The following is a 13900-nucleotide window of genomic DNA, read 5'->3' on the forward strand; positions in this document are numbered from 1 at the left end:
CCTATAAAAGTGGAAATGATGGCCACGATACCCAATGAACCAATGCCAATTTCGGAGCATTGATGCATAAATTCTTTCCAGTACATTTTCCAGTTTTCCGGTTTGGAAAACATCCCTTTAATCATTAAGAGGTAACGGCCCAGCTCTGTAAAAAATGTCATGTCTTCGCTCTATATTCGTTGTGAAGATAGGTTTAAAGTCCCAATCTGCAATCCCTTAAACGCCTGCAACCAGCACTGGTGCCGGTTATATCTCTTTACTCACTTTCCTGAATTTTTTCCAGGCACCTTTGTTTCCGATCTTGTTACCGGCAACCGATTTACATTTAAGTTGTGCATCGATCACCGTTACTAAAGTCATATTATAGATACTTCTTACAGAGCTACCCAATTGTAACACATGCACCGGTTTTTTCAATCCCAGCAATATCGGCCCGATAGCATCTGCACCACCCACTTCTTTCAACAGGTTATAAGCAACGTTGCCTGCTGCAAGATTTGGAAAGATGAGGGTATTGACGTCCTGGTCAACCAATTCACTAAAAGGATAATTATCTTTCAGGATCGCCTTATTAAATGGCATAGACGCTTGCATTTCGCCATCTATTATTAGAGATGGATTCTTTTTCTTTACAATGTTTCTTGCTTCTGCCACCAATCTTGCTTCGGGTGAATCGCTGCTTCCGAAATTCGAATAACTCAGCATGGCAATCCTTGGAGTAAGATTGAAGTTTTTTATTTCCTTTGCCACTATAAGAACTATGTCTGCAAGTTCCTCTGCGGTCGGGTTAAAGTTCACGGTTGTATCTGCCATAAACAGGGGTCCCTTTTTTGTAAGAAGCAGGTACATACCGGCGATCTTTTTAACGCCGGCTTCGGTGCCGATCACCTGTAAAGCCGGCCTGATAGTTTCCGCATAATTTCTTGTTAGTCCGGAGATCATACCATCAGCTTCACCGGTTTCCACCATCATACAACCATAATAATTACGGTCCTTCATCATTTTGTATGATTCATATTTATTCACCCCCTTACGATGTCTTTTCCTGAAAAATATTTCAGCATATTCTTTTCGATAAGGTTCGGCCTCATCGCTTCTTGGATCAATGATGGGGATGTCTTCGATATCAATCTTGTTGGCAGCAGCAATTGCCCTGATCTTTTTCTCATCACCCAATAAAATTGGCAGTGCTATTCCTTCATCATATGCAATCTGTGCAGCCTTCAGGATCTTCAGGTTATCAGCTTCTGCAAAAACGATCCGCTTTGGATCGAGCCTTGCTTTGTTGCCCATGATCCGCATCACCTGGTTATCGAGTCCAAGGCGGTTGTTGAGTTCAATCGCATAGGCATCCCAATCTTTGATTTCGGTTTGTGCCACTCCGGAATCCATAGCGGCACGCGCAACCGCGGGTGAAACTGTTGAAAGCAAACGGGGATCAAGCGGCTTCGGTATTATATAGGTTGGACCAAACGCGAGATTATCTTCACTATAAGCAATGTTCACGATATCGGGAACTGCTGATTTAGCGAGCATGGCAAGTGCCTTTACCGCTGCAAGCTTCATTTCCTCATTGATCTTGGTGGCCCTTACGTCAAGCGCACCACGAAAAATAAATGGAAATCCAAGTACATTATTAACCTGGTTGGGATAATCACTTCGCCCGGTAGCCATGATAAGATCGGAGCGAACAGCGATTGCAGCATCATAGGTAATTTCCGGATCAGGATTGGCCATAGCAAATACGATAGGTCTTTTTGCCATGCTTTTCACCATCTCAGGTGTCACAACGTTACCAACACTTAAACCCACAAATACATCAGCATCTTTTAATGCACCGGCCAGGGTCAGGTTATCGGATTCAACTGCAAACAGTTTTTTTGTTTCGTCAAGATCGGTCCTGTTTTTATGCAGTACACCATCCTTATCGAACAATATAAAATTTTCATACCTGGCACCAAGTGAAACATATAATTGCACACAAGCCATCGCTGCAGCACCGGCACCATTGATTACAAATCTGGCCTTATCGATTTTTTTCTTTTGAAGTTCGAGCGCATTTAAAAGCGCCGCGCTGCTGATAATCGCTGTGCCATGCTGATCATCATGCATTACGGGAATTTTGAGCGTTTCCCGAAGTTTTTGTTCAATATAAAAGCATTCCGGGGCCTTAATGTCCTCCAGGTTAATACCTCCAAAAGTGGGCTCCAGCGCCTTTACGATCTGCACAAATTTTTCAGGATCCTTTTCATTCACTTCAATATCAAACACATCGATGTCGGCGAAAATTTTGAAAAGAACGCCCTTGCCTTCCATAACAGGTTTTGAAGCTTCAGGGCCGATATCACCCAAACCCAGAACAGCGGTACCATTGCTTATAACTGCCACCAGGTTCCCCTTCGCAGTGTATTTATAAACATTTTCGACATTCTTATATATTTCCTTACATGGCTCGGCAACTCCAGGGGAATATGCCAAAGAAAGATCCCGTTGGGTCTTTGCATCTTTTGTCGGCACCACTTCGATTTTCCCGGGCCTCCCTTTAGAATGGTATTCGAGTGCCTGTTCCCTTCTGAGTTCTTTTTGCATAATTATTGAATAGGGGTGCAATTTAAGGATTGTTTTATTGAAGTGATTTGGAATGACTTGCAAGCCCCAACCGAAGGCGGTCCCTCCGGTGTTGCAGGGAATTCTTAAAAAACTGCAAAAAAACTTTAAAAAACTTTTGGAGTTGAAATTAAACAGCGTATGTTTGTGTGTACTATTTAAGTAGTACACTAAAACACCAAGCTATGATTTCAGTTCAGCATTTACATTTTGGATATCCTAAAAAGCCGGTTTTCAAGGATCTGAGCCTGGAACTCAAGCCAGGATTTATCTATGGTTTACTTGGAAAAAATGGTACAGGCAAGTCGACCCTGTTGCGAAACATAGCAGGATTGTTGTTTCCAAGACAGGGAAAAATCGAAGTAATGGGTTTTAATCCTGGCGAAAGAACACCGGCATTTTTGCAGGAAGTATTTATGGTCCCGGAGGAATTTCATATGCCTGATGTACCGCTGAGCGACCTGGAAAAACATTATGCCCCTTTTTATCCGAGGTTCAACAAGGAGCAATTCCGCAAATACATTGCTGAATTCAATATCCCACTGGAAGGATCGCTGCAAAACATGAGTTATGGCCAGAAGAAAAAGGTGTTGATCAGCCTTGGACTGGCAACCAATACTTCGATTTTATTGATGGATGAGCCGACCAACGGACTTGATATTATGAGTAAAAGCCAGTTCAGAAAGGTGATGGCGGGGGCGCTTAATGAAAATAAATGTGTGATCATCAGTACTCACCAGGTGAAGGATCTTGAAAACCTGATTGACAGGATTACAATAATCGACGAAGGAAAGATTTTGTTTGATCAGAGCATCGATAATATTTCCCGCAAGCTTTCTTTTCATATTTCGTTTGACCCCGCCGAGATCCATGATGCGTTTTACCAGGAATCATCTTTACGTGGAAGTGCGATTATTACAGCCAATACAGATGGAGAAGAGTCAAAGATTGACCTCGAGCTGTTATACAAAGCCATTATTACAAACCAGGCTAAAATCCAATCCGTTTTTAACGCATAAAAATTATTTATGAACCAGGTTTTCGATTTTAACAGATTCACGTTACTCGTTTCCAAGCATTGGAGCGAGAATAGAAAAAAATACCTGCTCGGTCTGGTAGCGATGGCAGGAATGCTGTTTTTCTGGTACAGTTTTGTATTGCTTTTTAGCTCCGAACGCGGCATAGGGACAGAAATGCAGATGCTGACATTTTTTTTCGGCCTGGGTATTTTAGGCTGTTTTTTTGGCAGCATGCTTTTCAATGAATTGTCATCGGGGCCAAAAGCAATGAATTATCTGAGTTTTCCCGCTTCACATTTTGAGAAGTTAGTTTGTGGTTTATTATATGGCGTTGTGTTCTTTTTTATATCCTATACAGTGATATTTTACATAGTTGATTTTGCGATGGTGAATTTCGGAAACAGCATTGCCAGTGAGCCGCGGAACCTTGGGGAAGCGATCGAAAAGCCAGCAAAAGTTATAAATGTTTTTGGGAGAAATTCTGAAACCCTTGGTACCACGAACGATGAACCAAATCCTTTCCGGGTATTTATCCTTGCTTATCTTGCTGTTCAATCAGCTTACATATTAGGTTCTGTTTACTTTGCGAAGTTCAGCTTTATCAAAACCACCATAGCCCTGGCATGTGTAGCACTTGTTATTACACTGTTTGTAGGCAAGGCGCTTTACCCTATGCTGCCCGAGGGCGGCTTTTATAGTGGCCTCACAAGTTTCAGGGTTTATGCTAACGGGAACTTCGACAATGCGAAACTGGTTACCTTACCGGAATGGATAGACGACATCCTGTTATTCCTCCTACAATTTGCATTTGCGCCCATATTCTGGATTGTCACTTATTTCCGCTTTAAAGAAAAGGAAGTTTAACAAGGACTAAAATAATTAATATGCAATTCCGAGAATCACAAGCTATATACCTGCAGATCGCAGACTACGTGTGCGAGAAGATATTGTTGAAAGAATGGAAACCGGGGGAAAGAATACCCTCGGTCCGCGAGCTTGCCATCCAACTTGAAGTAAATCCAAATACGGTGATGCGCACATTTGAATTTTTGCAACAGCAGGAAATCATACATAACCAGCGCGGTATCGGTTATTTTGTTTCAGCCAATGCGGTTTCACAGGCTACGATTTACAGAAAAAACGCTTTTACAGAAAAAGATCTTCCTACCATCTTCAGGAATTTATACCTGTTGAATATGGACATTGAGGAGCTCAAACCGAGATTTGAGAATTTCATCAAACAACATTTCGCTTAACTCTTATAAAAGCAAAAATGAAAACAAGCAATAAAGTATTACTTAGTCTTTTTATAGCAGTTTTGCTGATCATTACAAGCATTCACGTTGCACTTACCCAGAAATATAAAAACGGCAAGTTTACAATCGCCCGGTCAGGCCCAAAAAAAGATAGCATTACCATTAAACCGGTGAATTATGTCCGGTTGAACGGCCTGGAAAATGTTGTGCTGGTTCCATCAGATTCATACCGACTTGAACTTGAAAAAAACATGCCTTTATCGTTCCGGTATTATGTGTCCGGCGACACGCTTATTGTAACAGGTGATACTTCAATTTCATCAGGCTCTGACAATAATCGCCACAGAATTTACCAGGAAATCAGTCTTCACCTGCCGGAGTTTTCTATGATAGTTGCGGAAAATACCTCGCTTAGTATAGTTGGTAAGTTGGATACGACAAAGGGAGGAGTAACCCGGGTTGAACTTAATGAATCAAGGTTGCTTTTTGGAAATCGTATTAATGAACAGGATGCTGCTATGTATTTTGGTGATGTATTTGTAACAGCAAAACAACGTTCCGAGGTAGATCTTTCATCAAATAAAATCCATTTCAACACCTTGTCCTTTGAACTGGAAAAATCTATTTTCAGGGACAATGAGGTTGGCGGTATCAAAAATCTCATGATAAAAGCTGATGACAGTTCACTTGTCCAGATCAGTGGCCAGAATCTGCAAAAGCTCAAATTCCCATAATACACCATTCACCATTAAACTTTATTTTTATGATTATTATTCCTATCATCTTCGGTATCATTTTATGGATTTGTAAATAGTCCGCACTCTTCTATTCCAAAATAGTTCCAGGCAACATGATTTGTTTTCGAAAAAATATCCCCCGGGTTGTAACTTTTTTGTTTACTTGTGGTCAAATGATCCTGTGAGACGAATCCACTCATAGTCATTAAACCTATTATCATGAAAAAATTTGCAATCATTTTCTTAGCCTGCATTTTTGCTACTGCGATATCTTATGGCCAGTGTGATACAACACTCGCGCTGCGTACCATTAAACAGGAAATGTTGAATGATAAAGATGAGGTGGTTGACAACAAGAATGATCCCGCCAAAATCGATATCAGCAAAGACAAAATCGTTATTACAAAAGACAACGGTGAAAACATCATGACCGCCACGATCCTGAATAAAGAATGTCAATGGAAAGAGGCGTTAAAAGATGGAAAATCCAGCTACGATCTTTCCGTTACTTTTCCTGATGGAAGGGTAAGCAAAGGAACAGGAGCGCTCGAAGCGAAAGATGGCAAACTTTATTTTGTGCTTACCTTTGAACATATACAGGGCAAAAAAATAAAAGCTTACATCGATAAGATATAAGCTTTTATTTTTTACGCCAGGCAAAAAGCTGCCTGGAAGTTAATTGCATATTAAAGTGCTAATAACGCCTTGTCCAGCCATTCCATCCTGGCACTGATCCAGCTTTTAAGTTTTAAAACCTCATTATTATACTTAACTACAACATTTTCATTTGGCCATACTCCCGGGTACAAGGTTTGCCATCTGCTATTATTTTCGATTGCTGACCATCTTAATTTTGAAGCGTTTGTATTGATATTTACCAAAAGGGCATTTTCGTTTATTTTAAAATACTTAAAACGGGTTACTACCTGTTTTACGAAATTCGGATCTTCGAATAAACGCGCTATCCAGGGAGCTTTGTTCACCCAGAAACCCTCTATAGAATTATTGCCGTTAGTCTCGGTGTTACCAAATGCAAGATCAAAATCCCATATCGGGCCCATTTTCAATTTACCTTTTGGTGTCAGATTCATGTAACAACTTGAGTAAAAAATAGCGTCATTGTTTTTCGAGATCTCGTTAATGAGGTACCAGTCTATGAAGCTAGGTATGTCAAGATATTTGGCATAACCGATCAGCGTATCTTTAAAGTGATCGCTGAATAATGCATTTTCAGCATCCGCGAGATAAGATGTTACATAATTATATTTCGGGTCATTCTGCACCATTTCCGGTTCCTTGATATTGACAAGCATTTTGGAAGTCTTAAAGAAAACGTCACCCACCTCCAATCGCTCCTCCTGGTCAACTTCCAGCAGGTATCCGTCCTTAGGTAAGTTAACCCTATTCTCACCCAGCTTTACACTTTCACAAAGCTGATAAGTACCCTGATAAACATTATTTAAAAACACTTCGGCATAGTGTGCATCCGGGGTCCAATCCAGATTGCTGATATCTCCGAGAAAAAACGCCGCAGAGGTGCGAAGCTGTGAATTGTCTGTATAGTTAGCCAGCAGAACCCACTCTTTATCTTCGCCTTCACCAACCAACGAAACTTTCTTATCGAATTTCATCTTGTAAGGTTTTTTAGGAAAACCCCAGGTAGAGTTGCCACGTCCTTTAATCTTCATTGTACCTTCAAATTCATTATAAAAGCCAGCGCCGTCAATGCTGATTTGCGCATCAACATAGTTATCTTTTGAATCGATGACTGCACCATCTTTTGTTGCAAGTTTTATTACGGGCAGACCTGTAAAATTTGTAATCTTTACTGTGTATTGTTTTGACAGTCCATTAATATCTTCTGTGCGATAGATAACTGGCTTCTGGAAATCCTGTGGAGTATTACCGCTTTCCTGTGCCTGGCCGTCAACGATAACTTTTGTTGCCCTGGTCTCAAACGTCGGAACCAATGATTTAAGATTCGTATAAATTGGTATCCGGCCAGTGATTTCATTTCCATTTATCTCTAGTGTAACGGTGTCCTTGAGAAATGGACTATTAATGTCAGGCAAAAAATAGAAGCTTGCAAGATGCTGCTCAGAGTCTTCAACCGGAGGTCTAAATTCCTGGCCAATAATAACAGCTTCTTTGCGGCAGGAAAAGCTAAGTAGCAGAAGCCCAAATAGAGTGGTCTTAACCCCCATGGGCATAGACATAGGATTGGATCTCAAACTTGTTGACATTCAAATAGGTTTACGGATTAACAGATATAGGGGAAAACGTTTAGTTCCCCGGGTAGGCTACCCTTATTTTGAAAGAGTCTGGACAGGGCATGACAATGCGCCAATTTTCTGCTATCTCAAAATATTGATGCCGGGATGTTAACGCGGACAGGGTTGGATTATTTCGTCATGGATACGGCCTTAATTCAATTTTAATACCCGGCGCCTAACCAGGCCATCATGCCCATACCATTCTCAATAGCAGACTCATCGATATTAAAAGTAGGGGTGTGTACACCTGAAGTAATGCCTTCCGAAACATTGCCAACCCCGAGGCGATAAAAACATCCGGGTATTAACTGTGAGTAGTACCCGAAATCTTCTGCGCCCATACGCATCTCGGTGGTTTCGACATTTTCTGTTCCTATATAGTCTTCGGCAAGCGCCCGGGCTGTAGCATTTAATGGTTCGTTGTTATATACCGTAGGATATCCAACATCAATATGCAGGTCAAGTTCCGCGCCCATACTGTGTACAAGTTCGGTACTCAATTTTCTGATTATCTCATGAGCTTTAAACCGCCATTCCTCATTCAATGCCCGGAATGTTCCCATTAGTTTTACTTCACTGGGGATTACATTGGTAGTATAGCCCCCCTGGAACGAAGTGATTGATAAAACAGATGGTTGAAATGGATCCCGGTTGCGACTGATAACCTGTTGCAGGTTTACAATCAGTTGCGATGCAATCAATATGGTATCAGTTGTAAGATGCGGTGCTGCCGCATGACCGCCTTTACCACGTATTGTTATATATATTTCATCTGCACTTGCCATTACCTGGCCACCACGGAAACTAAACTTTCCAACAGGCAGGCCGGGATGAACATGTAATCCGAAAATCGCTTGCGGTGCAGGATTTTCCAGCACACCTTCCCTGATCATAATGCTTGCGCCACCGGGATTTTTTTCTTCGCCCGGTTGAAATATGAGTTTTATTGTTCCATCCCATTCATTTCTTAATTCATTAAGAATCTTTGCTGCACCCAACAAGCAACTTGTATGAACATCATGGCCGCAGGCATGCATGATTCCGGGATTCACGGATTTATATGGAACATCATTTTCCTCCTGTATCGGCAAAGCGTCCATATCAGCCCTCAGCGCAATAATTTTTGAGGATGGGTTATTCCCCTGAATCAGTCCGACAACACCGGTTCCTGCTATAACGGTGAAGTCTATCCCAAATAAGGCCAGTTTTTTTTGAACAAACTTCGAGGTTTCATATTCCTTGTAACTGAGTTCCGGATGCGCATGTAAATGATGTCTTACTTCAATAAATTCCCTGGAATATTGTGCCGAAAGCAGCCTGATCTTTTGCGATAACATATGGAAAATTACAAAAACCGATTCAAATGTTGCCGGGGTCGCAGGTATTTCAAAAATTACGTCTTGTAACCAATTAAAGTTAGGACGTGATTTCTCATAACACGCAGTTATATGATTAGTGATTCAAGTATAATATTGCAATGTTAGGGGCTAAGGTTGCTGTGTGGTTGAATCAACCGTAGCAACAGGATCAACTTCAATGGTGTCACGAACAATGTAAACTCCTGTGGGGAAAGTTAATTTGATGCTTTCAAGATAAGCTTCTGCTTCACTGCGATCACGGAAATTTCCCACCTTCAGATGAAACTTAGGAGATTGAAAAGAGAGATATGACTTCAGTTCCGGGAAAGCCTGGTACATTTTGGTTTTGGCTTCAGTTGCCTTACCACGATCAGCGGTGTTAATAACCAGAATCCGGTATCCGGCAGCAGAACGACGCTGATCCCGGGTGAGGATTTCATTGGACTCAACCTGCTTTTTCAACAATAAGTCTATGCGGGGATCCTTGCTGACCTTTACTGACTGATTCGCAGTCTGACCATTAACGGTCCCGGCAAACAGCAGGACAAGAAAAAATAATACGGGTCTGTTCATAAAATTAATTATCGTAGCTGCTTATAATTTTTGAAACACATATATCATCAACACACTCAAAGTTGCTATTTATATACCAGAAAGAGAACTGCAATTTGTTAATGTTTGAGAGCAGATTAGCCATATCAGTATCCATTATTTTCTGCGGCCTGCCCGTTTACTATTGACACACTTGCGCTGCAACCAAGCCTGTCAGCACCGGCTTCAATCAACTCTTTCGCGAAAGCAAAGTTCCTGATTCCACCCGATGCCTTGATACGTACCGTGGCAGGGAGGTTTGCTCTCATCAATTTAACTGCCTCCACACTGGCTCCCTTTTCTGCATAACCAGTCGAGGTTTTCAAAAAGTCTACACCCGCATTACCATAAATTTCACAACAACGGATGATTTCCGGTTCAGTGAGTATTCCCGATTCAATAATTACTTTGAGTAACTTATTCTCTTCACGTACCAGTTCAATTATCCCGGCTACTTCTGCCTGAAGATAAGACCAGGCATTGTTACGAAGCGCAATGAGGTTGATTACCATGTCAAGTTCATCCGCGCCGTCTTTTATCGCCTGGCTAACCTCGGCTTTTTTTGCAGGTAAGTTAGAATAGCCAAAAGGGAAACCGATCACCGTAGCCGTTTTTATCCCTGAGTTCTCCAGGAATTTAATTGCATTTTTCACCAGCGGCGGTGGCACACAAACAGCTGCGAATTGAAAATCGCGTGCTTCATTACATAACTGCCTGATCTCATTAATAGTACTTGTTTGTTTAAGTATTGTGTGATCTATATATGAATTTATTATCATCTGAATATTTAGTTTGTTAAACAAATTTCTTTGACACTTAATACACTCATTTACCTAATTTACAACCTCAAACTACATATTAATAAAACTAACAGTATGAGAAAGTGTTTTATGATTCCACCGGGAAGATGGTTATTCCTGTTGTGGATGATCGTTTCTGTTCCCGCAGCCTTATTTGCACAGACAACATTCCCTGTAAACGGAGTTGCTGATCCCAAAGATGGCGCATATGCTTTCACAAATGCAACGATTGTGAAAGATGGTTCCACAACTATAGCAAAAGGTACCCTGGTTATCCGCGAAGGTAAGATCGTTGCAGCAGGTACAAACATCACCATCCCAAAAGATGCTGTTGTAATTGATTGCGAAGGGAAGTATATCTATCCTTCATTTATCGACATCTATAGTGATTATGGAATAAATGTTCCGCAACGTGCGGGCGGAGGTAATTTCGGCTTTGGCGGTCCCGGTCAGATTGTTTCAAACCAGAAAGGTGCATTTGGCTGGAACCAGGCAATTCGCAGTGATGTTGAAGGTGGAAAACTATTTGTAGTTGATGATACAAAAGCCAAAACTCTAAGAGATATAGGATTCGGAACAGTACTGAGCCATCAGAAAGACGGTATAGCCCGTGGCACCGGTGTGATAGCGACTTTGAATGATGCAAAAGAGAATCTTGTTATCGTGAAAGAAAAGGCATCTGCTCACTACTCGTTCTCAAAGGGCACTTCGGCCCAATCATATCCTGCAAGCCTGATGGGAGTGATTGCATTATTGAGACAGAGTTATCTTGACGCACAATGGTATAAGGGTAACCCATCTGCGGAAGGAATAAATCTATCCATGAAAGCCTGGAACGATATACAATCATTGCCGCAAATATTTGAAGCAGGTGATAAATGGCAGGATCTGCGTGCAGACAGGATCGGTAAAGAGTTTGGTGTACAGTATATAATTAAGGGAGGCACAAACGAATATCAGCGCATTGCGGAAATAGCTGCTACAAAGGCTGCCTATATCGTTCCTTTAAATTATCCTGTTGCAATGGATGTTGATGATCCGAATGAACTTCGTTTTGTTGGTCTTGATGACATGAAGCATTGGGAACTGGCGCCAACAAACCCGGCAGCATTTGAAAAGGCAAATATCAATTTCTGTCTTACCACTGCTGACCTGACTAATGTTGGTGAGTTTATGGCCAACCTGCGTAAGGCTATTGAATATGGGTTGTCTGAATCAAAAGCATTTGATGCGCTTACTAAAACACCTGCAACGCTGTTGAATGTTTATGATAAAGTGGGCAGCCTGGATGCCGGTAAATTTGCAAATTTCCTGATCACTTCCGGACCAATCTTCAGTGAGAAGACCGTTATTCTTCATAACTGGGTTCAGGGAAATAAATTCAGCGTAAAAGGTGAAAGCTGGTATGATGTTAAAGGAACTTACAAACTTGCTATAAATGGACCGGCACCACAAACTATCTCACTTGAACTCAAAGACGGTGGGGTTGCGACTTTCGTAGCTAAGGATACCATGACTGGTAAATACAGTTATGATGGCAAACTGGTTAAACTCAGTTTTTCTGCTGGTCGCGGACCAAGAGCTACTGAAACCATTTTAAGTGGTGTTTCAAACGGTAACACCTGGAGTGGTATGGGCCGCGATGGTGCTGGTAATTCTTTTACCTGGACTGCTGCATTCGAAAAAGCGGCTGCTGCAAAAGCTGACAGTGCCAGGCCAAAACAACCTTTGAATCTTGGTAAGGTAACTTATCCTTTTCTTGCTTATGGTTCTGATTCAATTGCCAGGCAGGAGACTATCCTGATAAAAAATGCAACAGTCTGGACAAGTGAAAAGGAGGGAAAGCTCGAAGCAACAGACGTATTGGTTAAAAGCGGTAAGATTACGCAAATAGGTAAAAATATCAGCCCGGCAGGAGCCAGGGTGATTGATGGAACAGGTAAACATCTTACTGCTGGTATTATAGATGAACATTCGCATATCGCGGTAAACTCAATCAATGAAGGCGGCCAGTCTGTAACTTCAGAAGTCAGGATTGGTGATAATCTTAATCCGGAAGATATCAATATTTATCGCCAGTTAAGTGGTGGAGTTACTTCGTCACATATACTACATGGTTCTGCCAATACTATTGGTGGACAAACTCAACTGATAAAGTTGCGTTGGGGAATGAATGATGAAGAATTGAAATTCAAAGGCGCTGATCCTTTTATCAAATTCGCTTTGGGTGAAAATGTAAAACGTGCTTCTGCCGCACAGGGCAACAACAGGTTCCCCGATAGCAGGATGGGTGTTGAGTCAGTGCTTTTGGATGCTTTTCAACGTGCCAGTGATTACCAGGCATGTATGAAAGCTGGAGTAGCAGTTGCCCCCGCGAAATCCGGCAAGAAAACCAATGGTGCTGCTGCAACCAGCAGTACTACCACATCTGTAAGACGTGACCTGGAGCTGGATGCATTGGTCGAGATAATGAATAAAAAACGTTTCATCACCTGTCACTCATATGTTCAGAGTGAAATAAATGCGATTATGAAAGTAACTGAGAAATTCAATTTCCCGGTTAATACATTTACGCATATCCTTGAAGGTTATAAAGTAGCTGATAAAATGAAGGCACATGGTGCTAATGTTTCTACATTCAGCGACTGGTGGAATTATAAAAATGAAGTTCTTGATGCTATACCATACAATGCAAGCATTATGCAGCGAATGGGATTGAATGTAGCTATCAATTCTGATGATGCAGAAATGGCGCGTCGCCTAAACCAGGAAGCTGCAAAAAGCGTAAAATATGGCGGCATGAGCGAATCAGATGCGCTTATGATGGTCACCATTAACCCGGCGAAAATGTTGCATGTAGATAATCAGACAGGCAGCATTAAAGTTGGTAAAGATGCCGACCTGGTATTATGGAGCGATCATCCGCTCAGCATTTATGCTAAAGCAGAAAAAACAATCGTTGATGGTACAGTGTTTTTCGATCGTGAAAAAGATTCAGAACTGCGCAAGCAAATGCAGGCAGAAAAAACCAGGCTAATACAGAAGTTAGCTGTTGCAAAAAGAACACCGGGTCCGGGTGGTGCCCCTGCAAATACCCAGCGTGCAAGACCAAGATATGAGTTGATCTTCAATTGCAGTGATCACTTTCATCATCATGGTTTGCTGGCTGTAGAGGGTGATAATCTTAATGAGTTTGAATCAGGCGTTGGTTCAGGCGGGCAGGAAACCCAGGATTAATATTAAAGTTTAGAAATTTTAT

11 protein-coding genes are annotated in these 13900 nt (G+C 41.6%); 6 read left to right on the top strand and 5 right to left on the bottom strand.

What is annotated here, in order from left to right:
* Positions 1–246 precede the first annotated feature (246 nt).
* The gene (locus VK664_RS16225; protein WP_461399735.1) at positions 247–2589 is read right to left on the bottom strand and encodes an NADP-dependent malic enzyme; all 2343 of its coding nucleotides are present in this window, start codon (positions 2587–2589) and stop codon (positions 247–249) included.
* 203 nt (positions 2590–2792) lie between these two features.
* Between VK664_RS16225 and VK664_RS16230 the strand changes: the two genes are divergently transcribed.
* The 5 genes from VK664_RS16230 to VK664_RS16250 all read left to right on the top strand — a co-directional run bounded on the left by VK664_RS16230 (position 2793) and on the right by VK664_RS16250 (position 6255).
* The gene (locus tag VK664_RS16230) at positions 2793–3626 is read left to right on the top strand and encodes an ABC transporter ATP-binding protein (protein ID WP_461399736.1); all 834 of its coding nucleotides are present in this window, start codon (positions 2793–2795) and stop codon (positions 3624–3626) included.
* 9 nt (positions 3627–3635) lie between these two features.
* Complete coding sequence (locus VK664_RS16235) at positions 3636–4490, top strand: hypothetical protein (protein WP_461399737.1); 855 nt, start codon at positions 3636–3638, stop codon at positions 4488–4490.
* Between the two features lie 20 nt (positions 4491–4510).
* Entirely contained in the window at positions 4511–4882 is a 372-nt protein-coding gene (locus VK664_RS16240; protein WP_461399738.1) for a GntR family transcriptional regulator, read from the top strand.
* A gap of 17 nt (positions 4883–4899) precedes the next feature.
* Entirely contained in the window at positions 4900–5616 is a 717-nt protein-coding gene (locus VK664_RS16245) for a hypothetical protein (RefSeq protein ID WP_461399739.1), read from the top strand.
* Between the two features lie 222 nt (positions 5617–5838).
* Complete coding sequence (locus VK664_RS16250; RefSeq protein ID WP_461399740.1) at positions 5839–6255, top strand: hypothetical protein; 417 nt, start codon at positions 5839–5841, stop codon at positions 6253–6255.
* A 50-nt stretch (positions 6256–6305) separates the two neighbouring features.
* Here the strand turns inward: VK664_RS16250 and VK664_RS16255 are convergent, their stop codons facing one another.
* The 4 genes from VK664_RS16255 to deoC form a co-directional block, all read right to left on the bottom strand.
* Complete coding sequence (locus VK664_RS16255; protein WP_461399741.1) at positions 6306–7862, bottom strand: CotH kinase family protein; 1557 nt, start codon at positions 7860–7862, stop codon at positions 6306–6308.
* Positions 7863–8053: 191 nt separating this feature from the next.
* Positions 8054–9229, bottom strand: coding sequence for a M20 metallopeptidase family protein (locus VK664_RS16260; RefSeq protein ID WP_461399742.1), 1176 nt, complete (start codon positions 9227–9229; stop codon positions 8054–8056).
* Between the two features lie 150 nt (positions 9230–9379).
* Complete coding sequence (locus VK664_RS16265; protein ID WP_461399743.1) at positions 9380–9823, bottom strand: SPOR domain-containing protein; 444 nt, start codon at positions 9821–9823, stop codon at positions 9380–9382.
* A 125-nt stretch (positions 9824–9948) separates the two neighbouring features.
* Positions 9949–10620, bottom strand: a complete 672-nt coding sequence (gene deoC / locus VK664_RS16270; RefSeq protein WP_461399744.1) for a deoxyribose-phosphate aldolase — start codon at positions 10618–10620, stop codon at positions 9949–9951.
* 96 nt (positions 10621–10716) lie between these two features.
* Here deoC and VK664_RS16275 point away from each other — a divergent pair, with 96 nt between their 5' ends.
* Positions 10717–13878 carry an amidohydrolase family protein gene (locus tag VK664_RS16275; protein ID WP_461399745.1) on the top strand — a complete coding sequence of 1054 codons (3162 nt, stop codon included), beginning with the start codon at positions 10717–10719 and terminating at the stop codon, positions 13876–13878.
* Positions 13879–13900: the final 22 nt, after the last annotated feature.

The sequence above is a fragment of the Flavitalea sp. genome, from assembly GCF_035489435.1.
GTDB lineage: Bacteria > Bacteroidota > Bacteroidia > Chitinophagales > Chitinophagaceae > DATHKG01.